This window comes from Cupriavidus pinatubonensis, assembly GCF_019602855.1.
Classification (GTDB): Bacteria; Pseudomonadota; Gammaproteobacteria; order Burkholderiales; family Burkholderiaceae; genus Cupriavidus; species Cupriavidus pinatubonensis.
Map to the genome: position 1 here is coordinate 3817378 of NZ_CP080767.1, position 26919 is coordinate 3844296.

General features: G+C 65.4%; 22 protein-coding genes and 1 tRNA gene. 9 read left to right on the forward strand and 14 right to left on the reverse strand.

Annotation, left to right across the window (positions count from 1 at the left end; translation table 11 throughout):
* Positions 1 to 6: 6 nt before the first annotated feature.
* The 9 genes from K2O51_RS30430 to def all read right to left on the reverse strand — a co-directional run bounded on the left by K2O51_RS30430 (position 7) and on the right by def (position 9169).
* Complete coding sequence (locus K2O51_RS30430) at positions 7 to 498, reverse strand: hypothetical protein (protein ID WP_220631696.1); 492 nt, start codon at positions 496 to 498, stop codon at positions 7 to 9.
* Between the two features lie 220 nt (positions 499 to 718).
* Positions 719 to 794, reverse strand: a tRNA-Phe gene (locus K2O51_RS30435).
* 52 nt (positions 795 to 846) lie between these two features.
* Entirely contained in the window at positions 847 to 1557 is a 711-nt protein-coding gene (locus K2O51_RS30440; protein ID WP_140950428.1) for a response regulator, read from the reverse strand.
* Between the two features lie 51 nt (positions 1558 to 1608).
* Positions 1609 to 4047, reverse strand: coding sequence for a sensor histidine kinase (locus tag K2O51_RS30445; RefSeq protein ID WP_011299530.1), 2439 nt, complete (start codon positions 4045 to 4047; stop codon positions 1609 to 1611).
* The gene (locus K2O51_RS30450; protein WP_220631142.1) at positions 4044 to 4913 is read right to left on the reverse strand and encodes a DUF4390 domain-containing protein; all 870 of its coding nucleotides are present in this window, start codon (positions 4911 to 4913) and stop codon (positions 4044 to 4046) included. Before K2O51_RS30450 ends, K2O51_RS30445 begins: the two co-directional genes overlap by 4 nt.
* A 21-nt stretch (positions 4914 to 4934) precedes the next feature.
* Positions 4935 to 6308 carry a 16S rRNA (cytosine(967)-C(5))-methyltransferase RsmB gene (gene rsmB, locus K2O51_RS30455; protein ID WP_011299532.1) on the reverse strand — a complete coding sequence of 458 codons (1374 nt, stop codon included), beginning with the start codon at positions 6306 to 6308 and terminating at the stop codon, positions 4935 to 4937.
* A gap of 194 nt (positions 6309 to 6502) precedes the next feature.
* The gene (htpX, locus tag K2O51_RS30460; RefSeq protein ID WP_041680095.1) at positions 6503 to 7363 is read right to left on the reverse strand and encodes a zinc metalloprotease HtpX; all 861 of its coding nucleotides are present in this window, start codon (positions 7361 to 7363) and stop codon (positions 6503 to 6505) included.
* A 167-nt stretch (positions 7364 to 7530) separates the two neighbouring features.
* Positions 7531 to 8526, reverse strand: coding sequence for a methionyl-tRNA formyltransferase (gene fmt / locus K2O51_RS30465; protein WP_220631143.1), 996 nt, complete (start codon positions 8524 to 8526; stop codon positions 7531 to 7533).
* A 136-nt stretch (positions 8527 to 8662) separates the two neighbouring features.
* Positions 8663 to 9169 (reverse strand): peptide deformylase, encoded by a 507-nt coding sequence (def, locus tag K2O51_RS30470; RefSeq protein ID WP_220631144.1) that lies wholly within the window; start codon positions 9167 to 9169, stop codon positions 8663 to 8665.
* Between the two features lie 161 nt (positions 9170 to 9330).
* Between def and K2O51_RS30475 the strand changes: the two genes are divergently transcribed.
* The 4 genes from K2O51_RS30475 (at position 9331) to K2O51_RS30490 (ending at position 14964) form a co-directional block, all read left to right on the forward strand.
* Positions 9331 to 10497: a LysM peptidoglycan-binding domain-containing protein gene (locus K2O51_RS30475; RefSeq protein WP_011299536.1), complete on the forward strand. Its 1167-nt coding sequence runs from the start codon at positions 9331 to 9333 to the stop codon at positions 10495 to 10497.
* Positions 10494 to 11633 carry a DNA-processing protein DprA gene (dprA, locus tag K2O51_RS30480; RefSeq protein ID WP_011299537.1) on the forward strand — a complete coding sequence of 380 codons (1140 nt, stop codon included), beginning with the start codon at positions 10494 to 10496 and terminating at the stop codon, positions 11631 to 11633. The genes K2O51_RS30475 and dprA overlap by 4 nt, the downstream gene beginning before the upstream one ends.
* Positions 11634 to 11712: 79 nt before the next feature.
* Complete coding sequence (locus K2O51_RS30485) at positions 11713 to 12117, forward strand: thioredoxin family protein (protein WP_220631145.1); 405 nt, start codon at positions 11713 to 11715, stop codon at positions 12115 to 12117.
* A gap of 156 nt (positions 12118 to 12273) precedes the next feature.
* Complete coding sequence (locus tag K2O51_RS30490) at positions 12274 to 14964, forward strand: DNA topoisomerase III (protein ID WP_011299539.1); 2691 nt, start codon at positions 12274 to 12276, stop codon at positions 14962 to 14964.
* Positions 14965 to 15016: 52 nt separating this feature from the next.
* Here the strand turns inward: K2O51_RS30490 and K2O51_RS30495 are convergent, their stop codons facing one another.
* Entirely contained in the window at positions 15017 to 15928 is a 912-nt protein-coding gene (locus tag K2O51_RS30495) for a LysR family transcriptional regulator (RefSeq protein WP_011299540.1), read from the reverse strand.
* Between the two features lie 194 nt (positions 15929 to 16122).
* Between K2O51_RS30495 and K2O51_RS30500 the strand changes: the two genes are divergently transcribed.
* A complete protein-coding gene (locus K2O51_RS30500; protein WP_041679755.1) occupies positions 16123 to 16377 on the forward strand; it encodes a hypothetical protein in 255 nt (84 codons plus the stop codon).
* A gap of 260 nt (positions 16378 to 16637) precedes the next feature.
* Here the strand turns inward: K2O51_RS30500 and K2O51_RS30505 are convergent, their stop codons facing one another.
* The 3 genes from K2O51_RS30505 to K2O51_RS30515 all read right to left on the reverse strand — a co-directional run bounded on the left by K2O51_RS30505 (position 16638) and on the right by K2O51_RS30515 (position 19604).
* Positions 16638 to 17087, reverse strand: coding sequence for a hypothetical protein (locus K2O51_RS30505; RefSeq protein ID WP_011299542.1), 450 nt, complete (start codon positions 17085 to 17087; stop codon positions 16638 to 16640).
* Positions 17088 to 17310: 223 nt separating this feature from the next.
* On the reverse strand, positions 17311 to 17505 hold the full coding sequence (locus tag K2O51_RS30510) for a YbdD/YjiX family protein (protein ID WP_010811333.1): 195 nt from the start codon (positions 17503 to 17505) through the stop codon (positions 17311 to 17313).
* Between the two features lie 26 nt (positions 17506 to 17531).
* Positions 17532 to 19604, reverse strand: a complete 2073-nt coding sequence (locus tag K2O51_RS30515; protein ID WP_011299543.1) for a carbon starvation CstA family protein — start codon at positions 19602 to 19604, stop codon at positions 17532 to 17534.
* A gap of 388 nt (positions 19605 to 19992) precedes the next feature.
* Between K2O51_RS30515 and K2O51_RS30520 the strand changes: the two genes are divergently transcribed.
* The gene (locus K2O51_RS30520; RefSeq protein WP_220631146.1) at positions 19993 to 21399 is read left to right on the forward strand and encodes a cache domain-containing protein; all 1407 of its coding nucleotides are present in this window, start codon (positions 19993 to 19995) and stop codon (positions 21397 to 21399) included.
* Positions 21396 to 22091 carry a response regulator gene (locus tag K2O51_RS30525; protein ID WP_140950431.1) on the forward strand — a complete coding sequence of 232 codons (696 nt, stop codon included), beginning with the start codon at positions 21396 to 21398 and terminating at the stop codon, positions 22089 to 22091. Before K2O51_RS30520 ends, K2O51_RS30525 begins: the two co-directional genes overlap by 4 nt.
* An 87-nt stretch (positions 22092 to 22178) precedes the next feature.
* On the opposite strand, the gene K2O51_RS30530 is transcribed toward K2O51_RS30525, so the two are convergent.
* Positions 22179 to 24035, reverse strand: a complete 1857-nt coding sequence (locus tag K2O51_RS30530; RefSeq protein ID WP_140950432.1) for a phosphoenolpyruvate carboxykinase (GTP) — start codon at positions 24033 to 24035, stop codon at positions 22179 to 22181.
* A 461-nt stretch (positions 24036 to 24496) separates the two neighbouring features.
* Between K2O51_RS30530 and K2O51_RS30535 the strand changes: the two genes are divergently transcribed.
* Complete coding sequence (locus tag K2O51_RS30535; RefSeq protein WP_140950433.1) at positions 24497 to 25522, forward strand: D-2-hydroxyacid dehydrogenase family protein; 1026 nt, start codon at positions 24497 to 24499, stop codon at positions 25520 to 25522.
* A 214-nt stretch (positions 25523 to 25736) separates the two neighbouring features.
* Entirely contained in the window at positions 25737 to 26909 is a 1173-nt protein-coding gene (locus K2O51_RS30540) for an MFS transporter (protein WP_220631147.1), read from the forward strand.
* Positions 26910 to 26919 lie beyond the last annotated feature (10 nt).

Sequence of the window (26919 nt, forward strand, 5' to 3'; positions counted from 1 at the left end):
CTGCGCTCAGCGCAGCAGGAACGCGATGTCCTCGACGCCGATCCGCGCGACCGGAATGCCCCGGCGCCGCTGGAACAGGATGTGCTGCTGCACGCGGCTGCGCTGCTCGGCAAATTTGGCGGGATCGATCGGCGTGCCGATGCGCATGTAATGCTGCACCAGCAGCTTGTACGCGCGGTGGCGGATTTGCAGGGTCTCTGTTTCCGCGCGCAGGCGCTTCATCTCGGCCGGACTGCGGTCCACGGCCTGGTGCAGCTCGTCGACGGTGCGTTGGTGCAGTTCGCGGTAGACATCGCGTTCGGCTTCGGCGTGGTGGAGTTCATCGCGCAGGGCGCGGATCTTCTGCTGCAGCTTCAAGGTCTGCGCCATCGTCTGTTGCACATTCCTTGCCGCACCGAGTGCCTGGCTGGCCGCGGCCATCGTGCTCTTCCAGATGCCGCGCTCGGCGGTGTCCGATTCCTGCGGCCAGCCGATTCCTGCTTCGGACAGCGTATCCATAGTGACCCCCAGTAAAAACAGTCTGACCCGGCCGCGCATTCTGTGCACGCGATTCCGATTCCCGTCGTGTGTCAGTCAATCGTAGAGATATGTCTATCGACCGCCAAGTCAAAAGTTTTTAGATCTGGTTTGTGCCGGGCGAACGGATGGCCGCGTGCTGAACCTATGGGAGGATGCAAAAACAAAAAGCCCGACTCGAAGAGTCGGGCTTTTGATGTTCTGGTGGCCTGGGACGGAATCGAACCGCCGACACAAGGATTTTCAATCCTCTGCTCTACCGACTGAGCTACCGGGCCAAAGAAGCGAAACTATATCAATGGATTCGGCGCCCGTCAAGCGTTCGTTGCATCACTGCTCCGCAGGTTCCTGCTTGTTGCGGCCCAGCTCCACGCCAAGCTGCTTGAGCTTGCGGTAGAGGTGCGTACGTTCCAGTCCGGTCTTCTCGGCCACGCGCGTCATGCTGCCGTGTTCGCGCACCAGGTGGTACTCGAAGTAGGCACGCTCGAACAGGTCCCGCGCCTCGCGCAGCGGCATGTCGAACGAGAAGTGCATTTCGGCTTCGGGCGGGCGCGCGGCATTGCTGCCGTTGGCCGCGGCGTCGAGGCTGGCCTCGGCAGAGGCCGGTGCCAATGCGGTTTCGATAGCCGGCGCCGCCGGTGCGGGCATTGCCGCGGGCGCTGCGCGCGGGCGTTCGATACCACGGGCCAGGCCCTGCTCCACTGCCGACAGCAGTTTCTGCAGCGCGATCGGCTTTTCCAGGAAATTCAGCGCGCCGATCTTGGTGGCCTCGACCGCGGTGTCGATGGTGGCATGGCCAGACATCATGATCACCGGCATTGTCAGCTGGCCTTGCGCGGACCACTCCTTGAGCAATGTCACGCCATCGGTGTCGGGCATCCAGATATCGAGCAGCACGAGATCAGGGGTCGTGCCCGCACGGTATTCGCGTGCCTGCTGCGCGTTCTCGGCGACTTCGACCACATGGCCTTCGTCGCTCAGGATTTCCGAGAGCAGTTCCCGGATTCCCATTTCGTCATCGACTACGAGGATCGTTGCCATACTTCCCCTCTTAACCCCACCAAAGCGTTCCGTGACGGACCGCCAAGTTGACTATGCCAGTTTAACGAACAGGATCGAGATCTGTGCACCGACGATCTCGGCACCTTCCATTCGATTGCGCAGTTCAATGCGCGCGCCGTGTTCGTCAATGATCTTCTTTACCATCGCCAGCCCGAGCCCCGTACCCTTGGCCTTGGTGGTCACATAAGGCTCGAACGCACGGCTCAGGATGCGAGGTGCAAAGCCCGGACCATTGTCCGCAATGGTTAGCTTGACTGCCTGGCGGTTTTCGCCGGCAGAATCTTTATATTCTACCGTCTCGGTGTGTAGAGCGATATGGGGCGCCGCCCTACCAGCCGCGACGTTCTCGGCCGCGGCATCCTGCGAGTTCTGCAACAGGTTGTGGATCACCTGGCGCAGCTGTGTCGGATCTCCCTTGATCTCGGGAAGGTCCGCGTTCAGCGTCGCATGGATCACCGGATGTTCATGTACCGCCGGGTCATCGATGCCATACAGGTGCAGCACTTCAGTCACCAGCGCATTGATCTGCAGCGACTGCAGCATGGCGGGCGGCGTGCGCGCATAGTCACGGAAATCGTCCACCATGCGTTTCATCGCCGCCACCTGGTTAACGATCGTGGCCGCACCGCGCTTTAGCACCTCGGCGTCTTTATCCTCGAGTTTCGGCGAAAGCTTCATCTGCAGGCGCTCGGCCGAGAGCTGGATCGGCGTGAGCGGGTTCTTGATCTCGTGTGCGAGGCGCCGTGCGACCTCGCCCCAGGCTACCGACCGCTGCGCCGAAATCACGTCGGAGATGTCGTCGAACACGACCACGTAGCCAGGCTCGTCACGCTCGCCGCCGGGCAGGTGCGCGCCACGCACGAGCAACGTCAACGGCTGCTCTTCATGGCCCTGCGGAAGCTCGATCTGCTTTTGCCAGTGCTCGGCGCCGCCCAGCACCTCGCGCGTGTTCTGGTCGGAAAACGCCTGGCGCACGATCTCGCCGAACGGCCCCATGCCTGGAATCTGCTCGACCGGCAGTCCGAGCACGGCCGCGAACGGCTGGCGGAAGATGCGTTCGGCGCCGGGGTTGGCGGTAATCAGTACAAAGCGCCGGTCGAACACCAGCACGCCTGCAGTCAGGTTCTGCAGCACGCTTTCCAGGTACGCCTTGGACTGTTCCAGCGCCACGCGGTTCTCTTCCACGGCCAGGCGCGCTTCGGCAAGCTGGCGCGTCATCTGGTTGAACTGCTGCGTGAGCATGCCGAGTTCGTCGCGGCTCTTCAGTTCGCGCTTGGGCGAGAGGTCGCCCTCGGCCACTTCCTTGGTTCCCTGCAACAGCATCAGCAGCGGGCGCGCAAGCTGGCCGCCGAGCAGCAGCGCGAGCATCACCGCGATGAATACGGCGAGGAACAACGTGAGCGTCAGCGTGCCGATATACATCTTGCGCAGGCCGGTGCGGCCCAGCGCCTTTTCCTGGTATTCCTGGTAGGCACGCTGCACTTCGTCCGCATTGCGCGCGAGAACGGCCGGCACGGGATGCACCACCTGCAGGTAACGTTCCTCGCGCACGGTGTCGCCCACGAGGCCGAAGCCGCTCGATGGCGAGTCTTCGGGCCGGCGTTCCACCGACAGGCCGGAACCCGCCCAGCGGGCCTTTGGCGCGGCGGCGACACGTGGGGCGCTGGCTGCGGCTGCGGTCGTGTCGCCCGCTGGCGCCGCGCCGAGCGGAATGATCACGCGCAGGCGGTACAGGTGGCTGCTGTCGACGCGCGGATCGGGGTGGTTGCCATCCACGGATGGGTCCGTACCGCCTTCGACGGCAGCGTAGCCGCCCGCCAGCCGTGCCTGCTCGGCGAGCACGCCAGAAGGCAGGTCCGGTACCAGTGAGGCATAGTTGCTCGATGCCGTGGCCAGCACGCGTCCGCTGCCCGTGAAGATCGCGGCTTCCTGCACGCCGTATTGTTCGCGCAGACGGTTCAGTTGCAGCGAGGTGGCCATGCCCGACGGGCCGCTCAACTGCTCGGCCATCAGGCGCGCCTTGCCCTGCAGGTCGGCCAGCGCGCTGTCGATCGTGGAGCGGCCCAGGTTCAGGCCTGCTTCGAGCGCGGTTTCCACACGCACGTCGAACCACGATTCGATGCTGCGTGAAACGAATTGCAGCGACACCAGGTAGATCAGCACGCCGGGCAGCACGCCGACTACGCCGAAGAACACGGCGAGCTTGGTCATCAGCCGCGTGCCGAACTTGCCGCGGCGATAGCGCAGCCATAGCGTGACCGCGAGCGCACCGACGGTGATCACCAGCAGTGCGCCGATCACCAGGTTGACCTTGAACAGCAGCGTGAAGTAGCGGTCGAAGAATTCCGTGTTGGCCGATGCGCCGGCCAGCAGGCCGACCAGTACGAGAGCAAGGAAGACAATGATCCCGGCTACCACCCGGTAGAGCACGCGACGGAACCGGCTGTCCCAGAGACCGCTGGTGTTCATGGCTGGCCCGGCACCGACTGCACGAGCGTGGCAGGCGACAGCGCTGTCGACACCGCCTGCACGAAGGGGCCGATGCGCGGATCGGCCGATGCGGACGGCGCCGAAGCGGGCATCGGTGGCGATGCCGGCATGGCCGGTGAAGCTGGTAGCGCGGGCGCGGTCACAGGTGGTGAAGGCGGCGGAGGTGGCGGAGGTGGCGCAGGTGGCGGCGCGTTCAGATCGGTCGGCACGGTATAGATGAAGCGGCGCCAGTCCGAAGCAAGGTTCCATTCACGCGTATTGACCGCATTGATCTGGAACGGTTTGGGCAACTGGGACAGGTCGAGCTTCATGCGCACTTCCGCATGGTAAGACTCGCCGGGTTTGACCGCGTTGCGATCGAATACGCGCCAGCCATGCACGCGCTGGATAAACTGCAACGCGCTCTTCAGCCGCGGGAACGGAAGCTGGAGGCCGCCGGTGGAAACGCGGTACTGGCGCGTCAGCGGCTGGTATGAGAGCCGAATGGTACGGCTGGTATTGACGGGCTTTTCGTCGAACCAGTACCAGCGCGGACGGCTCAACTGGAACTCGACCGTGAAGTACAGCGAGATGCCTTTGTTCAGCGCGTCTTCCAGTGGCGGGGGCAAGTCGAAGTCAAAACTCGCAGTCAGTTCGAAGCCGTTGTCCTGGTATTCGATGCGCGCCTCGGTGGCCTCGATGACTTGCGCGCCGACGGCGCCAGGCCACAGCACCAGGCAGGCCAGCACCAGCACCGCGCATGCGCGCCGCAACAGGGTGGCAGTATCACTGCACCACGCCCCGGCAACCGTGTGCGCTTGGTCGGCAGGGGCGCGGAAGGCTGACAGGCGCAGCGTGCTCACCATCGGATCGGATCAGGCGCGTAATCAGGCGCGTTTCTGGAAGCGGGCGTAGAAGAAGCCATCATGATCAGATGGCAGGCTGACCTGGCCAGCATGGTTGTCGCCGGCAGGCTGTGTTGCATGCGTGCCGGGCAGCAGCTGCCCCGGCGCCTGCAATCGTATCGCATCTGCCAACTGTGCACCAAACCAGCGCGCCTGCTCCTCCCCTTCCGTTGGGAAAATAGAACAGGTGACATAGACCAGAATGCCGCCAGGCTTGAGCAGCGGCCAGAGTTGCGAAACGATGCGCCGCTGTTCATTGACAAGCCGGGCAATATCGGCTTCACGGCGCAGCCAGCGAATATCGGGGTGGCGCCGCACGATGCCCGATGCGGAGCACGGCACGTCGGCCAGGATGCGGTCGAACTGCTGGCCATCCCACCAGTCGCCGGGGCGGCTCGCGTCGCCCACGACGATGCTCGCGCGCTTGCCGAGGCGCGACAGGTTTTCGTCGATGCGCGACGCACGTTGCGCGTCGCTCTCCACGGCAGTCACGTCGATATCGGCCAACTCCAGCAGATGCCCCGTCTTGCCGCCGGGCGCGGCGCACGCGTCGAGCACGCGCATGCCGTCGGCTACCTCGAGCAGCGGCGCCGCGAGCTGCGCGCCGGCGTCCTGTACCGAGACATCGCCGCGATCAAATCCCGGGACTTGGGAGACCGGCACTGCGCGAACCAGTCGCACGGCCTGCGTGCCGATGGCCTGGCCGGCCAGTCCGGCATTGGCAAGATCCGTCAGGTATTGCTGCAACGGGATGCGTGCCGTATTGACGCGCAGTGTCATAGGCGGACGCACGTTCGCGCTTTCGGCGAGCGCTGTCCACTGGTCGGGATAGGCTTCGCGCAGCATGCGCAGCCACCATTCGGGCAGGTTCCAGCGCGCCTGGTCGTCGCGGCTGACTTCGGCGAGCAGCGCCTTGCGTTCACGCAGGAAACGCCGCAGCACGGCGTTCACGAGGCCGCGCGCATGCGCAGTCTTGGGTTCGGATGCCGCGGCGCTGACGGCCTGGTCCACCACCGTGAATGCGTTATAACCTCCGCGGCCGGCCTTGGCTGCATCGCCCTCCTCGCCTTCGAGCAGCAGCGACAACGCCACGGCGAGCAGCGAATCGACCTGGGCGCCGGGCGGGCGCGTGACCAGTTCCGTGACCAGCGCTCGCGCCGTGCCGAACTGGCGCATGGTGCGGTAGGCCAGGTCCTGCACGGCGCCGCGCGTGGCGGCATCGCGCACGCGGTCCAGGCGCAGGTGCGCGGCGGTATCTTCAATGGCCTGCGGCAGGGCCGTGCCTTCATTGACGGCACGCACGGCCATGGCGGCACCGAGCATCTGGAAGGCAAGCGATTCGTGGGGCAGGCGCATATCGGTAAGGCTTCAGACTTCAGACAATAGAACAAAGCAGGCGCGGCAACGGCCGCCTGGCCATGCAGGCGCAGGCGGCGCCACGCAGGCAAGAAAAAGCCCGCTGGCTTGACGGGCAAGACAGCGGGCAGTTTACCTTGTGCGCGGATCAGCCCCGGATTTGCATGCCGGGGCATGCCAGGCTCTCACGGACTTCAGGCCGGATAAGTACCGGTCTGGGCCATCTGCATCAGACGGGCGATGCGTTCCTCGGTCGCCGGGTGGGTCGAGAACAGATTGGCGATGCCGCCGCCCGACAGCGGATTCATGATCATCATCTGCGCCGTGGCCGGGTGCTCTTCTGCGGCCTGGAACGGGATGCCCTGCGCATAGCGGTGGATCTTGTCGAGCGCGCTGGCCAGTGCCTGCGGATCGCCGCTGATCTCGGCGCCGCCGCGGTCGGCTTCGAACTCACGCGCACGCGAAATCGCCATCTGGATCAACGAAGCGGCCAGTGGCGCCAGGATTGCCACGGCAATGCTGGCAATCGGATTGGTGCGGTTGCCGTTTTCGTCGCGCCCGCCGAAGAACATCGCCATGTTTGCGAGCGCCGAGATCGCACCGGCCATGGTCGCGGCGATGGTCGAGGTCAGGATGTCGCGGTGGCGCACGTGCGCGAGTTCGTGCGCCATCACGCCGCGCAGTTCGCGCTCCGACAGCACGCGCAGGATGCCAGTCGTCGCCGCCACGGCCGCGTGTTCGGGATTGCGGCCCGTTGCGAACGCGTTCGGTGCATCCTCGTTGATCAGATAGACGCGCGGCATCGGCAGGCCCGCGCGCTGCGCCAGTTCCTGCACCATGCCGTAAAACTGCGGCGCGCTGCCGGCGTCGACTTCCTGCGCGTTGTACATGCGCAGGACCATCTTGTCCGAGAACCAGTAGGAGAAGAAGTTCATGCCCAGCGCCATCAGCAGCGCGAACATCATGCCGTTGCGTCCGCCGATCATGCCGCCAATGACGATGAACAGCGCCGTGATGGCGGCCATCAACATGAAGGTCTTGACCCAGTTGAACATTGACGTGATCTCCGAGTAGTCGTATCCCGCGCCGCCGTCGCAGCGGGGCGCGCTGAACATTAGATAGGGGTGAATCGCTGAAAATTCAACGGTTTCACACCGCTCGGCGAGTCCGGCGCTGCGTCAGGCGCGGCAGGGAGTGCACGATCGTGCCCGCCGCCCGCGTTTTATGCAGGCACCACAAAGCGCGTTCCCGGCAGCAGCGGCGTGCCTTGCAGGAATTGTTGCGCCGGCTGGCGGCGGCCGCCGGGTTTCTGCAACTCGGTGACCTGCAGCGCACTGCCGTTGCCACAGGCGATGATCACGCCGCTGGCGTCCGAGGCCAGCACCGTGCCCGCCGGGTGCGGCAGGCTGGTGCCGGCGGACAGCGGCACGGCTTGCCAGCACTTGATCACCGTGTTGTCGAGCTGCAGCGTGGCGCCCGGGAACGGGTTGAACGCGCGGACCTGGCTGGCAAGTTCAGCGGCCGGGCGGCGCAGATCCAGTGGCGCTTCGTCCTTGCCGATCTTCTCGGCGTAGGTGATGCCGGCTTCGGGCTGCGGCGTGGCAGGCAGTGTTTCGCCCGCGGCGAGCTTGCGCAGCGCCTCGACGATCATGCGGCCGCCGAGTGCGGCGAGCTTGTCATGAAGCGAGCCGGTGCTGTCATCTGCTGCAATAGGTACGGCTTCGCGCGACAGCATGGCGCCGGTGTCCAGGCCTTCGTCCATCTGCATCAGCGTGATGCCGGTCTCGGCGTCGCCAGCCTCGATCGCGCGGTGGATCGGGGCGGCGCCGCGCCAGCGCGGCAGCAGCGAAGCGTGGATGTTCAGGCAGCCGAGCCGCGGCAGCGTCAGCACTTCAGCCGGCAGGATCAGGCCGTAGGCAGCCACGACCATCACGTCGGGCGCGGTCTGCGCGAGCGCGTCGATGGCTGTGGCGGCATCCTCGGGATACTTTCCCGTACGGCGCAGCGAACGCGGCTGCAGCACCGGCTCCAGGGCATTGGCGACTGCGTACTGCTTGACGGGGCTTGCCTGCAGTTGCATGCCGCGGCCCGCCGGCCGATCCGGCTGGCTGAGCACTGCGACAACCGGAAAACCGGCGGCATGGATGGCTTCAAGCGCGACACGCGCGAATTCGGGCGTGCCGGCAAAGGCGACACGCAGGGACTGGGCTTCGGACATGGCGGGCTCCCTGAATGCAGGACCAGGAATGCAGGGCCAAAAGCAGAACCGGCCGCATAGCGGCCGGTACGTTTTTGACTTCGGAAGCCATAACGATAGCAGACACGGCGCAGCTGTCCAGCCGTGCGCGTGCTTGTTACATGCGTGCGCGTTCGCGCTTGTGCAGCTTGGACTTGATGCGGTTTTGCTTGAGCGGCGACAGGTATTCGACAAATACCTTGCCGAGCAGGTGGTCCATCTCGTGCTGGATGCAGACGGCGAGCAAGTCGTCTGCGTCGAGCTCGAAGGTCTCGCCCTTTTCGTTGAGCGCGCGCACGCGCACGCGGTCCGGGCGTTCGACGCGGTCATAGACCTCAGGCACCGACAGGCAGCCCTCTTCCCAGACCTTGCGGGTGTCGCTGGCCCAGACGATCTCCGGATTGATGAAGACCTGGAGCGCGTCGCGCGTTTCGGACACGTCGATCACCACTACCTGCTCATGCACGTTGACCTGCGTCGCGGCCAGGCCGATGCCGGGCGCTTCGTACATGGTTTCGGCCATGTCCTTCACCAGTTGGCGGATGCGGTCGTCCACTTCCTTGACGGGTTTTGCCACGGTGTGCAGACGGGGATCAGGGTAGGTCAGGATGTCGAGTTTTGCCATGATGCTCGGGCGCAACGCCGGCTGCTCTGGGCTGTCCGGCCGCGTTGCGGCGGCGGGGGTTTACATGCAGAATCGGGGCGCTAGTACAAAAATTCAAGGCGCGCCGCAGCAGGCACGCTCTCCAGGGTCAATCCGGTTGTTCTACCAGCCGGTTCACGAAAATGCGCGATCTTACCAAAGAACAGGCGGCGTCGGGCCGCAGGCTGTACGCGTTCACCCATGCCATATTGGGTGCTGTAGGCGTCACTGCCGCAGCATGTGTTCCGGCTCTGGCGGCTGACCTCACGGTCACGCCCGCACAGCACGCCGAAGCCCAGCGCGTGGCGCAGCAAGGTATTCCGACTTCAGCGCTGGCACCCAACGCGCCATCCCAGTATACGGTGCGCAAGGGCGATACGCTGTGGGGCATCTCCGGGCAATACCTGCGACAGCCTTGGCGCTGGCCTGAGCTGTGGGGCATGAACCGGCAGCAGATCCGCAATCCGCACCTTATCTATCCGGGCCAGGTCCTGTACCTGATCCAGCGAGATGGCCGCGCGTGGCTCTCGACCACGCCGGGCGCCAACGGCACTGTCAAGCTCACGCCGCACGTGCGCGGCGACGCCGAAAACGCCGCCATCCTCAGCATTCCGGCGAAGGACATCGAGCCGTTCCTGATCCGCCCGCTGGTGGTGGACGAGGGAACGCTGGCCACGTCGGCGCGAATCGTCGCCGTGCCCGAATCGCATGTCTACCTCGGTCGCGACGATACTGCCTACGCGCGGGGCATCGCGCCCGACGCGGCAGCGGTCGGCGGCGACTGGCAGGCGTTCCGGCCTGTCACGCCTGTGTACGATCCGGTCACCGGCCGGATCCTTGGCTATGAGGCCGAGTACGAAGGCAATGTACGCCTGACCCGTGGCCCCGAAGGCCCGAGCGGGGTTTCCACGCTGCGCGTGACGCAGGCCCAGCAGGAGATGGGTGTGGGCACGTTGCTGCTGCCCCAGCCGATGCGCGAGTCCGTGCGCTACATGCCGCGCGCGCCGGAGACGCAGGTCGACGGCCGTATCGCCAAGGTTTACGGTGGCGTGCAGTACGGTGGCGCCAAGCAGGTAGTGGTGCTCAATGTCGGTTCCAATGCGGGTCTCGAACCGGGACACGTGCTCGCCCTGTCGCGTACTGGCGAGGTCGTCAAGGACCGGACCGAGGGCAATCGCGACATCGTGCTGCCTGACGAGCGTTACGGATTGGCATTCGTGTTCCGCGTATTCCCGGGCGTGTCGTACGCGCTTGTCACCGACGCCTCGAACGTGATCGAGGTCGGCGATCGCGTCATTTCCCCGCGTTGACCGCCAGCCAGGCGCCGGCCGCCGAATGGCCGGACGTGGCGCGGAATCCGGATGACACGCTGGCGTGGTTGCGACTGGTGTCTGCGCCCGGTATCGGCCCCGTAACGGTGCGATTGCTGCTGGCGGCGTTTGGCCTGCCTCAGCAGGTGTTCGCGCAAAGCGTGGAAGCGCTGTCGTCGGTCGTGCCACGCAAGCTCGCCAGCGCGGTACTGGCCGCGCCCGGCGCCACCGTGAGCCATGCGCTGGCCAAGACCATGGCGTGGCTTGAGCAGCCCGGCAACCATCTGCTGACCTTTGTGGATCCGCGCTATCCGGTGCGCCTGCTTGATCTGACGGATCCGCCGCCGCTGCTATATATCAAGGGCGACCCTGCTGCACTGTCGCGGCCCGCGCTCGCCGTTGTTGGCGCACGCAGTGCTACGGCGCAAGGCAAGGCCGACGCGGAAGCGTTCGGCCGGTCTTTCTCGGCGGCGGGCCAGACCGTGGTGTCGGGGCTCGCGCTTGGTGTCGATGCCGCGGCCCATGAAGGCGGGCTGGCGGGCGCAGGCGGCACGGTCGCGGTGATCGGCACGGGTGCCGATCGCGTCTATCCGGCCCGCAACCTGAAACTTGCGCATCGCATCGCCGAGCAAGGGGCGATCGTCAGCGAGTTTCCGCTCGGCATGCAGGGATTCAAGGACAATTTCCCGCGGCGCAACCGCCTGATTGCGGCACTGGCGCGCGGCGTGCTCGTGGTGGAGGCTGCGGCTAGGTCGGGCTCGCTGATCACTGCCCGGCTCGCGGCGGAATTGGGTCGTGAGGTGTTTGCCATCCCTGGTTCGATCCATGCGCCGCTCTCGCGCGGCTGCCATGTGCTGATCCGCCAGGGCGCCAAGCTGGTCGAAACGCCGGACGACGTCATGGAGGAGTTCGGCTTGTCGTGCCAGCCGGGAAAGGTCGCGGTTGCCGTGCCGCCCATGCGTAGCACTCCGGACGATCCGCTCCTTGCCGTCCTCACGCACGACCCGGTCACGCTCGACACACTGTGCGAGCGCAGCGGACTGGCGCCGGAAACGCTGGCCACGCGACTGCTCGAACTGGAACTGGAGGGGCGCGCCGAGCGTCTACCGGGAAACCTCTTCCGCAGTCTGTCCTAGACTTCGCCAGTGGCCTCAGGCCCGTTGCCGATACAATCGGCGGTCCCTGGTGCCTGAAGAGGCTCATGTTTGAACCGTCATGACCGTTTACTTTCCCGAACGTGACGTTGCCGCCATCAGTGCAGCGCTGTCCGCCCGTCCGCAGAGCCGGCTGGTGGCCTGCTTGTGCGCGCAGTGGTGCGGGACATGCCGCGATTACCTCAAGGCATTTTCCGCGCTCGCCGCGCGCCATCCGGAGGACTGCTATGTATGGATCGACATCGAGACGCATGCGGATCGGCTTGGCGACATCGATATCGAGAATTTCCCGACGCTGCTGGTTCAGCCCATAGCAGGGGGACCGGTGCAGTTCTACGGGACGCTGCTGCCGCACATCGAGGTGCTCGAGCGGATGCTCGCGCGTGGCACATCTATGCCTGGCGCACAGGAGGATGTCCCGGAAGTGCTGAAGTGGTTGCTTTCCGAGGGGAGGCGCGCGGCATAGCGGCGAATTCGCCGCATTCGGCGCTGCCGGTGCCAGCTTGCACCGCCGTCGAAACCGCGCTTATGATTGGCGCCTCAAAGCCCCCGGGGGCGTTTGTCTACTAAGTTTGTTATGCAATTCGCGTGTTGCCGGAAGCAGCCCGCAAGGACCCGTTCAATGTCAAAAGCCCTCATCATCGCGGAAAAGCCATCGGTCGCGGCCGATATCGCCCGTGCCCTCGGGGGCTTTACCAAGCACGACGAGTACTTTGAAAGTGACGACTACGTGCTGTCGTCCGCCGTGGGCCACCTGGTGGAGATCGCCGCGCCCGACGAATACGAGGTCAAGCGCGGCAAATGGAGCTTCGCCAACCTGCCGGTGATCCCGCCGCATTTCGACCTGCGGCCGATCGCCAAGACCGAGTCGCGGCTCAAGGTGCTCAACAAGCTCATCAAGCGCAAGGACGTGACCGGCCTGATCAACGCGTGTGACGCGGGGCGCGAAGGGGAACTGATCTTCCGCCTGATCGCGCAGCAGGCCAAGGCGAAGCAGCCGGTGCGCCGGCTGTGGCTGCAGTCGATGACGCCGCAGGCGATTCGCGACGGCTTTGCGAGCCTGCGTGCCGACGAAGACATGCTGCCGCTTGCCGATGCCGCGCGGTGCCGCTCCGAAGCCGACTGGCTGGTGGGTATCAACGGCACGCGCGCCATGACCGCCTTCAACAGCAAGGGCGGTGGCTTCTTCCTGACCACCGTGGGCCGCGTGCAGACGCCGACGCTGTCGATCGTGGTCGAGCGCGAAGAGAAGATCAAGCACTTCGTGCCGCGCGATTACTGGGAGGTGCACGCCGAGTTCATCGCCGCCGCCGGCCTGTACGAAGGCCGCTGGTTCGACCCGAAGTTCAAGAAGAGCGAGTTCGATCCCGAGGCCCGCGAATCGCGCCTGTGGAGCGAGGCCGAGGCCAAGAGCATCGTGGCCGCATGCCGCGACAAGACCGGCACCGTCACCGAGGAATCGAAGCCGTCGACGCAGCAGTCGCCGGCGCTGTTCGACCTGACCACGCTGCAGCGCGAAGCCAACTCGCGCTTCGGCTTCTCGGCCAAGAACACGCTCGGCCTGGCGCAGGCGCTGTATGAAAAGCACAAGGTCCTGACCTACCCGCGTACCGACGCGCGCGCGCTGCCCGAGGACTACATGGAAACGGTCAAGCAGACCATGACCATGCTGGCCGACAGCTCGCCCAATTACCTGCCGCACGCGAAGAAGATCCTGTCGCAGGGCTGGGTCAAGCCGAACAAGAAGATTTTCGACAACAGCAAGATCAGCGATCACTTCGCTATCATCCCGACGCTGCAGGCGCCCAAGAACCTGTCGGAGCCGGAACAGAAGCTGTATGACCTGGTTGTGCGCCGCTTCCTGGCGGTGTTTTTCCCGGCAGCCGAATTCCAGGTCACGACCCGCATCACGGAGGTTGCTGGCCACCACTTCAAGACCGAAGGCAAGGTGCTGGTCAACCCGGGCTGGCTCGTGATCTACGGCCGCGAGGCGCAGGGCGACAAGGACGCCGCCAATCTGGTGCCGGTGGCCAAGGACGAGAAGGTCAAGACCGACAAAGTCGAAAGCGTGGGCCTGACGACCAAGCCGCCCGCGCGTTACAACGAAGCGACGCTGCTGTCAGCGATGGAAGGCGCGGGCAAGCTGGTGGATGACGACGCGCTGCGCGAAGCCATGGCCGGCAAGGGCCTTGGTACCCCGGCGACGCGCGCGGCCATCATCGAAGGCCTGCTGACGGAAAAATACCTCGTGCGCGAAGGCCGCGAACTGATTCCGACCGCCAAGGCGTTCCAGTTGATGACGCTGCTGCGCGGCCTCGGCGTGCAGGAACTGACCCAGGCCGAGCTGACCGGCGAGTGGGAGCACAAGCTGTCGCAGATCGAACGCGGGCGCCTGAAGCGCGACGAGTTCATGCTCGAAATCGCGCAGATGACGCAGCAGATCGTCAAGCGCGCCAAGGAATACGACAGCGATACGATCCCGGGTGACTACGCCACGCTGGATACGCCGTGCCCGCAGTGCGGCGGCCAGGTGAAGGAAAACTATCGCCGCTTTGCCTGCATGGCATGCGAGTTCTCGATCAGCAAGATCCCTGGCGGCCGCCAGTTCGAGATCGAAGAGGTCGAGGAACTGCTCCTGAAGCGCGAAATCGGCCCGCTGCAGGGCTTCCGCAGCAAGATGGGCCGGCCGTTTGCCGCCATCCTCAAGATCGCCAAGGACGACGAAGGCCATTTCAAGATGGAATTCGACTTCGGTCAGAACGATGACGAAGGCGACGGCGAGCCGGTCGACTTCAGCGGCCAGGAGCCGGTTGGCACCTGCCCGAAATGCGGCGGCGCGGTGTTCGAGCACGGCATGAAGTACGTGTGCGAAAACAGTGTGGCCAGCCCGAAGAGCTGCGACTTCACGACCGGCAAGATCATCCTGCAGCAGGAAATCAGCCGCGAGCAGGTCGGCAAGTTGCTGAACGATGGCCGTACGGATCTGCTGACTGGCTTCAAGTCGTCGCGTACGGGCCGCAATTTCAAGGCTTTCCTGGTCAGACAGGCGGACGGCAAGATCGGCTTCGAATTCGAGGCCCGCGAGCCGAAGGCCGGTGCCAAGGCCTCAGGCAAGACCGCATCGCGCGCGGCTGCCGAAACCGGGGAAGCCGAAGCGGCGGCGGCAAAGGCGCCGGCCAAGAAGGCTGCGGCAACGAAGACCGCCACCAAGACCACGGCGACCAAGACCGCCGCGAAGAAGGCGCCCGCCAAGACGGTAGCGGCCAAGAAGACTCGCGCCGCGGGCAAGGCGACGGTCGAAGCCGAGGAATAAGCGGCGAGGCGGTGCGGGCGCGGCGGCGTTTCAGCTGCGGCTACCCGCCCGCTCAGGAAAACTGTTCGTCCCGGCCTCTGACCTGGCCTTCTTCCAGCAGAAAGTCAATGAACGCGCGGACCTTGGTCGGCAGGAACTTGCGGCTCGGGTAGACCACGCTGACATCGCGCCGCGGCAGCTGGTACTGCGGCAGCACACGCACGAGGTTGCCGGCCTCGATGTTTTGCCGGGCCAGGTACGACGACAGCATCGCCACGCCCATATTGGCTAGTGCGGCCTGGTGCGCCAGTTCGGCGTTGCTGCACAGCAGTCCGGGGCGGATCGGCACGGTCACTTCGCCCTCCGGGCCCAGCAGCGTCCATTCGTGTTCCACGTTCGGCAGGCGCATCGCGATGCAGCGATGGCTGGTCAGCTCGTGCGCGTGGCGCAATGGTGCGTGCGTGCGGACATATTCCGGCGAGGCGCACAGCACGATCTCCGCCGAGATCAGCGGACGGGCGACCAGGTGCGAACCGAGGCCCAGGTCCGACAGCATGACGGCGACGTCCCGGCCCTCTTCGACGATGTCCACGTTCCGGTCGGACAGGAGCACGTCAAACACCACGTCAGGGTATAGCTGCTGGAAGCGCGACATCAGGTTCGGCAACAGGTGCAGGCCGAACATCACCGGTGTCACCAGTCGCAACGTGCCGGATAACGACTGGCTGCGGGCTGTCACGACGCCCTCGGCCTCCTCCACGTCTTCAAGGATCTGCTGGCAGCGCTGCAGGTAGGTTTCGCCGGCGTCGGTCAGGGAAAGGCTGCGCGTCGTGCGGTTCAGGAGCCGCGTGCCCAGGTGACTCTCCAGGTCCGCGACATAACGTGTCACCACCGCATTGGACATTTCCAACTGCTGCGCTGCACGCGCGAAGCTGCCGAGTTCCACAACTTTGGCGAACACGCGCATCGATTGCAGGCGATCCATGACATAGTCTCCCGTCGTTTCCCTGAATTTTTCCCGGTTCAGGCGACTTTATTGTTGGAATCAGAACTAATCATTGTGGCAACCGATATTTATTGATATGAGGGAAACGCCTAATATCTAGTCATCGGATGCCGCGATGCAGCAAGTCAGACTGCCGAGACAGGTATCCCAGCTTGAAGAAATTGAACAGAGCCATGAAATCTACCCGTCACACCCTGATCGCCGTTGCCACCCTCGCCGCTGCCCTGTGCGCCGGGCCGGTGTTGGCCAAGTCCGGCAAGTTCGACCCGTACGCTGACGGTGCCAAGGCCACCAAGTTCGACGTGTACAGCGACGGCGCGAAGGCCGGCAAGTACGACGTCTACAGCGACGGTGCCAAGGCTGGCAAGTTCGACACGTATAGCGACGGCGCCAAGTACGATCTGTCGTCCGACCGCATGCCCCTGTAAGCAGGGACTGCCCTGCTGCGGTCCGGGCCGTATCTCCCTATGCGGCCCCTCCCCTTCAACCTGGTCTCCACAGGTCGTTTGGAGAGGGTCTGACAGACCTCTCCGCATTTATTGGAGAAGAAGCCCGCACTGGTTGCGGGCTTCTTTGTTTCTGCGCCCGGTCCATACGGCTCATGTTGCTGAGCCATTATGCCAGATGGCGCAAAGAAAAAACGGGCCAGAGCGGCCCGTTTCTGCATCCAGTGCGGCTGAGCGTGTGCTCAGTCGTCGTAGTGGTGGTGCTTGTGCTTCTTGTGTTTGTAGTAGCCGCCGCGATAGTTACGACGGTCATCTTCGTACGAGTTGCTGCGCGAGACATTTCCGCCCAATGCCGCGCCCGCGCCGCCGCCAACCGCCGCACCCAACAACCCGCCGGTGCGGCCACCCATCGCATTGCCTGCCGCCGTGCCGGCGCCACCGCCGAGCGCGCCGCCAATGATGGCACCGGAGCGCTCGCGACGATTGGAAGTCACTGCACCACCCGCACCGCCGCCCACTGCGCCACCGATTACGGCACCGGTGCTGCCGCCCAGCGCGCCGCCGACGGCCGCCCCCGCCACGCCACCGAGGGCGCCGCCAAGGGCATTGTTCATGTCGCCCGCGAATGCCGGCAGCGCGGACGCCGCCAGGGCGATAGCCAGGGTCATATTGCGAACGGGATGGCGAGACATATCTTTTCCTTTGTTTGCCATGATGTGTCGCAAGTGTAGAGAGCGATTCCCGGACTTGCTGTAACCACGTGTAAAGGCATGTAACCCCCTGCAGAAACGTCTTATTTGAGCGACAACGTGGATGGGGCGGACGCTTTGCCACCGCAAAAGAAAAATGGGCAACCCGAAAGTTGCCCGTCCTGATCAGCCACTCACCGCCGGCCGTGGCCAGCGGGAGGCCGGATCAGCAACACTTGCCCTGCCCGCCGCCGTACCGCGCCTCCTGGCGTTCCCGGAAGAACTCCTCGTAGCTCATCGGCTCGCGGTCCGGGTGGGTGCTTTCCATGTGAGCCACATAGGTCTGGTAGTCGGGCAGACCGACCATCAGCCGCAGAGACTGCCCGAGATAGCGGCCCATTGTTCCCAATTGTTCCAGCATGGCCAGCTCCTTGTGCCAATACGGTATCAGGACTGCGCCGAGGCGGCCGCCGGCAGCGGCTCGAACGGCGTTTCCTTGTCGGTGGGGCGGTTCACGGCGCGTGCCTGCATGGCGGTCTTGAAGCCGTAGGCCACGATCGACAGCACCACGAACATGAACAGCGCGCACAGGCCGGCGTCCAGGTAGTCATTGAAGACGATGCGCTGCATCTGCTCCAGGCTCTTGGCCGGGGCTAGCACCTTGCCTTCGGCAATGGCGGCGCTGAACTTGCTGGCGTGGGTCAGGAAACTGACCTTCGGATCGGCGTCGAACAGCTTCTGCCAGCCGGCGGTCAGCGTGCAGACCAGCAGCCAGACGGTCGGCACCAACGTGACCCAGGCGTACTGGCCGCGCTTCATCTTGACCAGCACGCAGGTGCCCAGCACCAGCGCCACGGCGGCCAGCATCTGGTTGGAGATACCGAACAGCGGCCACAGCGTGTTGATGCCGCCCAGCGGATCCACCACGCCCTGGTACAGGAAGTAGCCCCAGGCCGCCACGGTCAGCGCGGTAGCGATCAGGTTGGCCGGCAGCGAGTCGGTACGCTTGAGCGACGGCACGAAGCTGCCCAGCAGGTCCTGCAGCATGAAGCGGCCGGCGCGGGTGCCTGCGTCGACGGCGGTCAGGATGAACAGCGCCTCGAACAGGATCGCGAAGTGGTACCAGAACGCCATCATGGCTTGGCCGCCCACCACCTGGTGCAGGATGTGGGCGATGCCCACGGCCAGCGTCGGCGCGCCGCCGGCGCGCGAGATGATGGTGTTCTCGCCGACGTCCTTGGCGGTCTGGATCAGCACATCAGGCGTGATCACAAAGCCCCAGGTCGACACGGCTTGCGCCACGGCTTCCGGCGAGGTGCCGATCACCGCGCTCGGGCTGTTCATCGCGAAGTACACGCCCGGCTCGATCACCGAAGCGGCCACCAGCGCCATGATGGCGACGAACGACTCGGCCAGCATCGCGCCGTAGCCGATGAAGCGCGCGTGCGATTCGTTTTCCAGCAGCTTGGGCGTGGTGCCCGACGAGATCAGCGCATGGAAGCCCGATACCGCGCCACACGCGATGGTGATGAAGAGGAACGGGAACAGGTTGCCCGACCACACCGGACCGCCGCCCTGGGCGAACTGCGTGAAGGCTGGCATCTTCAGTTCCGGCGCGACGATCAGGATGCCGATGGCCAGCGCGATGATGGTGCCGATCTTCAGGAAGGTCGACAGGTAGTCGCGCGGGGCCAGCAGCAGCCACACCGGCAGCACGGCGGCGATGAAGCCGTAGATGATCAGCATCCAGGTCAGTGCCTTGCCGTCGTATGTGAACAGCGGCGCCAGCACCGCGCTTTCGTGCACGTACTGCCCGCCGAGGATGGCCAGCATCAGCAGCACGAAGCCGATCACCGACACCTCACCGATGCGGCCCGGGCGGATATAGCGCGTGTAGATGCCCATGAACAGCGCGATGGGGATGGTCACAGCGACGGTGAACGTACCCCACGGGGAGCCGGCCAGCGCCTTCACCACGATCAGCGCCAGCACCGCCAGGATGATGATCATGATCATGAAGCAGCCAAACAGCGCGATCATGCCCGGCACCGTGCCCATCTCGGACTTGACCAGGTCGCCCAGCGAACGGCCGTCGCGGCGCGTCGAGATGAACAGGATCATGAAATCCTGGACCGCGCCGGCGAACACCACGCCTGCCAGGATCCAAAGCATGCCCGGCATATAGCCCATCTGCGCGGCCAGCACGGGGCCGACCAGCGGGCCGGCGCCGGCAATCGCCGCGAAGTGGTGGCCGAACAGCACTGCCTTGTTGGTCGGCACGTAGTCGAGCCCGTCGTTATGGCGCCAGGCCGGCGTCATGCGTTTCGGGTCGAGCTGCATCACCTTGTCGGCAATGAAGCGGCTGTAGTAGCGGTAGGCGATCAGGTAGATGCAGAGCGCGGCAACCACGATCCATAGCGCGCTGACGGCTTCGCCGCGCGCGAGCGCGACCGTGCCGAAGGCAAACGCGCCCAAGATGGCGACGGCCAGCCACACGAGGTGTTCTCCGATGCGATTCATAGTGAAGGTCTCCTCAGACCGGGTATCGAAAGCCTGCGGCGTCGAATGGCGGAGGCCGGCAAGGGATGGCAGCAAACTGCGTGCCGGCGGGCGCACGGACTGCGGACAATCCTGCGGGGATGGGGTCTCCTGGATCGTGCTGCGTGCGCCCGGTCTTGCCTTGTTGGCTCCGGATCTCGTCTGGCAGGCGGGCGGTGCGCCGTTCAGTCTGCACGGCCCACCCACTGCGTCGATGCACAGGCCACTGGGGCTGCATGCATCCGGCGTGTAGTATTGACACCCGCCATACCCCGCACAAGCGCGAAACTACGCAGCACTTCTGCGTAGTACTACGCAAATCGACGGTGACATGCCGCCTGCGCGGCATCGGTGTTTACCCCCGGCCAAGATGAAACTCCGCCAGAAGATCCTGTTGCTCGCCGTCGCGCCGCTCGCGGTGGCCATGCTCGGCATCGCGCTTGCCGTGCGTTTCCAGGCGACGCAACTGGCCCGGCACGAGCGCGCGCTGGTCGAGGCCGCCTATATCCAGAGCAAGGAAACCGAGCTGCGCCACTACGTAGAACTCGCGCAGAGCGCCATCGCGCCGATGGTGCGTTCGGGCCACACGGATGCCGCCACGCGCCAGGCTGCCATGGAAGCCCTGGCCCGGCTCGACTACGGGCCGGACGGCTATTTCTTCCTGTACGACATGCAGGGCCGCAACCTCATGCACCCGCGCCAGCCCGAACTGGTCGGGCAGGACCTGTGGACGCTGCGCGACCCGCAGGGCGCGCTCACCATCCAGAAGCTGATTGCGGCGGCCAAGGCGGGCGGCGGCTCGGTACGCTACCTGTGGAAAAAACCGTCTTCGCAGCAGCTCGCGCCCAAGCTCGGCTACGTGGTGGCCGTACCCGAATGGGGCTGGATGCTCGGCACTGGCATCTATCTGGATGATGTGGAAAACACGCTGCGCCAGCTCGATGCGCGCGCAAAGACGGATATCCGCGAAACCATGGCCTGGATTGGCGTGATTGCGGCCGTCAGCATCCTGCTGGTGGCGGCGAGCGGCCTGGCGCTCAATATCAGCGAACACCGCGAGGCCGATGCCAAGCTGCGCCAGCTCGCGCAGCGCGTGGTGCAGTCGCAAGAAGAAGAGCGCGCGCGGCTGTCGCGCGAGCTCCATGACGGCATCAGCCAGTTGCTGGTGTCGGTCAAGCTCGTGCTGGAAGCAGCCGCCAACCGGCTGCGCCTGGCCCCGGCCGAAGGCGCGGCCGTGGCGCCGGTGCTTGGCATGGCGCTGAACCGGCTCGATACGGTGTTCAACGAGGTGCGGCGCGTGGCCCGCAACCTGCGCCCGGCGTTGCTCGATGACCTTGGAATCTTTGCGGCCTTGCAGCATCTCGCTCGCGAGATGCAGGGCGGCAGCCAGCTCGAGATCACCGTGGCCCAGCGCGGCGCGCCGCGCGAACTGCCCGACGAACAGGCCACCGCGTTGTACCGGATCGCGCAGGAAGCGCTGACCAATGTCGAGCGCCATGCCGGCGCGCGGCAAGTGACCGTCGCGCTGGTGTTCGATCCGGATGCCACCAGCCTGACCGTGCGCGACGATGGCCGCGGGTTTGACGTGGCCCGCATGCAGCTCGATCCCCAGCGCGGCATCGGCCTGCGCAACCTGCGCGAGCGCATCGCGGCGCTGGGCGGGCAGTTCGGCATTGTTTCCGGCATCGGCGGCACCGAGCTGGTGGCCACGCTGCCGGTCGTGAAGGCGGCCGCCCGACCCACCACTCCCCTTCCCGCAGAATCTTCGCAGTCATGACCCAGATATCGGACCCCGACGAACCGGAAGGCCATTCCATCGATGCGCCCGCGCGCGTGCTGCTGATCGACGACCATGCGCTCGTGCGTGACGGCATGCGCATGCACCTGACGCTACAACCCGACCTGCATGTGGTCGGCGAAGCCGATGGCGGCGAGGCGGCGCTGGCGTGGCTCGAGCGAGCCGGTGCGCGCGAGCGTCCGGACCTTGTCATCACTGATATCGGCATGCGCGGCATGGGCGGCATCGCATTGACCGCCGCGCTGCACGAGCAGTACCCGGAAATCGCCGTGCTCGTGGTCAGCATGCACGACAACCTCGAATACGCACGCCAGGCGGTGCGCGCCGGTGCGCGCGGCTATGTGCTCAAGGATGCGCCCGCGGACGAGCTGATGGCCGCGATCGAGGCGGTGCTGGCCGGACGCGTGTTCTACAGCGCCCGCATCGCGCGCGGCATGGCGGAACAGATGCCGGCGACCGGTCCGCTCGACGCGCTGACACGGCGCGAGCGCGACATCCTCGGCTGCATCGGCCGCGGCATGGCGAACAAGGAGATTGCGACGCAGCTCGGGGTATCGGTGCGCACGGTGGAAACGCACCGGCTCAATCTCAAGCGCAAGCTTGGCATCGAAGGCCGCGCGGGGCTGGTGAAGTATGCGGTGGAGCAGGCGGGGGAAACCGAGGGCGGATAGGAAAACAAAAACGCCCGTCTCCGGATGAGACGGGCGTTTTGTCTTGCTGTCCTCAAATCAGCAGGACAGCAACGTGGCAGCGAGACTTTAGCCCTCCAGCCGCTTGCCCAGCGCCGCGCGCGCTTCGGCCAGCGCCTGTGGCAGGTTGTGCTTCAGTTGCGTGAACAGTTCGTCGTGCAGCGCCAGTTCCTGCTTCCAGGCATCGGCATCGATCGACGTGACCTGCGTGAACTGCGCCACGGAGAATTCCACGCCGCTCCAGTTCAGGTCTTCGTAGCGCGGGCTCGTCCCGAACACGTGCTCGGCGCCCTCGCCTTTGCCTTCCACGCGGTCGATCATCCACGACAGCACGCGCATGTTCTCGCCAAAGCCCGGCCACACGAAGTTGCCGTCGGCGTCCTTGCGGAACCAGTTCACACAGTAGATTTTCGGCAGCTTCGCGCCAGCGGCTTCGAGCTTTTGGCCCAGTGCGAGCCAGTGGCCAAAATAGTCGCTCATGTTGTAGCCGCAGAACGGCAGCATGGCGAACGGGTCGCGGCGCACCACGCCCTGCTGGCCAGCGGCCGCAGCGGTGGTTTCGGAGCCCATGGTCGCAGCCATGTACACGCCTTCGGTCCAATTGCGCGCCTCAGTCACCAGCGGCACGGTGGTCGAGCGGCGGCCGCCGAAGATGAACGCATCAATGGGTACACCTGCCGGGTTGTCCCAATTCTCGTCGATCGACGGGCACTGCGATGCCGGGGCGGTGAAGCGGGCGTTCGGGTGCGCGGCCTTGGCGCCGGTGGCCTTGGCGATCTCCGGGGTCCAGTCCTTGCCCTGCCAGTCGGTCAGATGCGCCGGCGCTTCCTTGGTCATGCCCTCCCACCACACGTCGCCGTCGTCGGTCAGCGCCACATTGGTGAAGATGACGTTTTCCTTCAGCGTCGCCATGGCGTTGAAGTTGGTCTTCTCGCTCGTGCCCGGGGCCACGCCGAAGTAGCCGGCTTCCGGGTTGATCGCGTACAGGCGGCCGTCCTTGCCCGGCTTGATCCACGCGATGTCGTCGCCGATTGTCGTGACCTTCCAGCCTTCGAATCCCTTGGGCGGGATCAGCATGGCGAAGTTGGTCTTGCCGCAGGCCGACGGGAACGCGGCCGCAACATGGAATTTCTTGCCCTCGGGCGAAGTCACGCCCAGGATCAGCATGTGCTCGGCCAGCCAGCCTTCGTCGCGGCCCATGGTCGATGCGATACGCAGTGCGAAGCACTTCTTGCCGAGCAGCGCGTTGCCGCCGTACCCCGAGCCGAACGACCAGATCTCGCGCGACTCCGGGAAGTGGACGATGTACTTGGTCGGGTTGCACGGCCACGGCACATCCTTCTCGCCGGCGGCGAGCGGCTTCCCGACGGTGTGCACGCACGGCACGAAGTCGCCGCCGGTGCCCAGCACGTCATACACGGCCTTGCCCATGCGCGTCATGATGCGCATGTTGACGGCCACGTACGGGGAATCGGACAGCTCCACGCCAATGTGGGCGATCGGCGAGCCCAGCGGGCCCATCGAGAACGGCACCACGTACAGCGTGCGGCCGCGCATGCAGCCGTCGAACAGGCCGCTGAGCGTCGTGCGCATTTCGGCCGGAGCGACCCAGTTGTTGGTCGGGCCGGCGTCTTCCTTCTTCTGCGAGCAGATGAAGGTGCGGTCTTCGACACGTGCGACGTCGGACGGGTCGGACAGGGCGAGGTAAGAGTTCTTGCGCTTGGCGGGATTCAGGCGCTTGAGCGTGCCGGCGGCGACCATCTGTTCGCAGAGGCGATCATATTCCTCCTGCGAACCGTCGCACCAGTGAATGCGCTCCGGCTTGGTCAGCGCGGCGATCTCCGCAACCCAGGCCACCAGCTTCTGGTTCTTGACCCAGGCCGGGACGTTCAACGCCGTCGTGCCTTGCATCGAGGGGTGGTTCATACTGCAACTCCAAAGTGTAAAGGGAAGGAAGAGGGGAAATCTTTTCAAAGCCCGGTCCTTGGCCGGCAAGGCCGGCGTGTCCTGTGGCTCACACCGGTCGTCACATCCCGTTACAACTCCACTGCGGCCCAGGCAACGCAAAGGGTCGCGGCATTCCCCGCGCCTGCGCTAAAGTTGCGCTTCGCCCGCGCGGGGCTTGCTGCACGGGGCCATGCGGGCTTTGTCCGGCGACACGAGGTGTCGGGAGCAAGGCTCGACCGACAGTCCCTGGCGGCACCGGAACGGGCAAGGATACCACTGCTGCACCCCGCTGTTTTTTGCTGCGCAGCATTGCCGGCCCGGGATTTACGCAGCAATTGTGCCGGCACGCGATGCCCGACAATAGCGCCTGGCGCTCGCGGTTTCCGTTGCCGTACGCACCATTCCCGATCCCCAGGCCAGCCGACAATAAAGAGTTACTGATGAAGATTGCTGTACTCGACGATTACCAGGACGCCGTGCGCAAGCTGCCCTGCTTCAGCCTGCTGGAAGGGCACGACGTCAAGGTGTTCAACAACACCGTCAAAGGCGTGGGCCAGCTGGCCGCGCGCCTCTCCGATGTGGAAGCGGTCGTGCTGATCCGCGAGCGCACCCGCATTACGCGCCAACTGCTCGAAAAGCTGCCCAAGCTGAAGATCATCAGCCAGACCGGTCGCGTCGGCACCGCGCCGAACACGCATATCGATGTCGAAGCGTGCACGGACCGCGGCGTGGCGGTGCTTGAGGGCGTGGGCTCGCCGGTGGCGCCGGCCGAGCTGACCTGGGCGCTGATCATGGCGGCCCAGCGCCGCATCCCGCAATACGTGGCGAGCCTGAAGCACGGCGCCTGGCAGCAGTCGGGCCTGAAGTCGACGACCATGCCGCCGAATTTCGGCCTAGGCCAGGTATTGCGCGGCCAGACGCTCGGTATCTGGGGCTACGGCAAGATCGGCCGGCTGCTGGCCGGATATGGCCGCGCCTTCGGGATGAACGTGCTGGTGTGGGGGCGAGAGGCATCGCAGGAAGCCGCGCGCGCGGACGGCCTGGCGGTGGCGGAGTCCAAGGACCAGTTCTTTGCCGACAGCGATGTGTTGTCTCTGCATCTGCGCCTGAACGACGACACGCGTGGCCTGGTCAAGCTGACCGACCTGACCCGCATGAAGCCAACCGCGCTGTTCGTCAACACCAGCCGCGCCGAGCTGCTGGAAGAGAACGCACTGGTCGCCGCCCTGAACCGCGGCCGTCCGGGCATGGCTGCCGTGGATGTGTTCGAGTCCGAGCCGATCCTGCAGGGCCACGCACTGCTGCGTATGGAAAATTGCATCTGCACGCCGCACCTCGGCTACGTCGAGCGCGACAGCTACGAGCTGTACTTTCGCACGGCGTTCCAGAACATCCTCGACGTACTGGCCGGCCAGCACGACAGCATCGTCAACCCGAAGGCCCTGACGCCGGCGCTGTCGCGCTAAGTCTTTGGGTACCCGCCCTCTCCCGCCTGCCTGAGGGAGAGGGATGTCTCTTTCGGGGCGGCACGGCCACGCGCTGCCGCCACGTTTGTCCCCGCGGACGCGAATTTAGGGAAACCGCTACACTCGGGACTTCCCTGACCGCCGGCCGTCCATGGTCCGCGGCGCACCCCGACAACAAAAAGGCGCAGCGCGCCGCCCCTCCAGCAAGGCCGGAATGGACCCCAGGCTAGTGACGCTCTGCGTCGGCAATTTCATCATTGGCACCGGCGCGATGATCGTTACCGGCATGTTGAACGACATTGCCGCCGATTTCGGCCTGGGCGTGGCCAGCGCCGGCCAGTTGATCTCGGTGTTTGCGCTAGCCACCTGTGTGGGGGCGCCGCTGTTTGCCACGCTGGGCTCGCGTATCGACCGCCGGCTGTTGCTGGCCGGTTCGCTCCTGATCTATGCGGTAATGCATCTGGCCGCGGCGCTGGCGCCGAGCTTCGCGACGCTGATGGCGATCCGCTTCCTGACGGCGATCGGTGCGGCCATCTATACGCCGCAGACCGCGGCCACGCTGCCCTTGCTGGTCAACGCGCAGACGCGCGGCCGCGCCATCAGCTTCGTGTTCCTCGGCTGGAGCATCGCCAGCGTGGTCGGCATGCCGTTGGGGACCTGGATTGCCAGCACACTCGGCTGGCGCTTCAGCATGGCGGTCGTCGGCGTGCTGGCGTTGGTGGTGTCGGCGGCGGTGTGGCGTGCGTTGCCGCGCGGGCTGTACGTGCCGGCCGTGGGGCGTGAAGCCTGGGGCGCCGTGCTGCGCCACCGGCCGATCATGCTCGTGGTGGCCGCCACGATGATCCAGTCGGCCGGCATGTTCACGATGTTTACCTACATTGCGCCGCTGATGCGCGATGCCTACGGCATCACCGGTGCCGCGCTGAGCCTGATGTTCCTGGCCTATGGCGCTTGCGGGGTGCTCGGCAACGCGGTGGCGGCGTCGCGCATGGACCGGATCACGCCGAGCCGGATTGTCCAGTTCACGCTGCTGACCTCGACCGCGGCAATGGTGCTGTGGCCGCTCGCGGGCCTGGGCAGCGTCGCGCTGGTGCTGCTGTTCATGCTGTGGGGCATCGGCGGGTTTGCCACCAACAGCGCACAGCAGGCGCGGCTGGTCATGATCGAGCCCGACCGTGCATCGGTGTCAATCTCGCTCAACTCATCGTCGATCTATCTCGGCCAGGCGCTGGGCGCCATGGCTGGTGCGGCCATCTATACGGTGGCGGGCACCGGTTCGCTGCACTGGGGTGCAGCGGCTCTGACGCTGGTGGCGCTGGCGGTTTCGCAGTGGGCGCGCGCGCTGGGCCGCCAGTGGCCGCGTCGGCAAGCGGCACAACAGGCCTGAACCGGGCAGG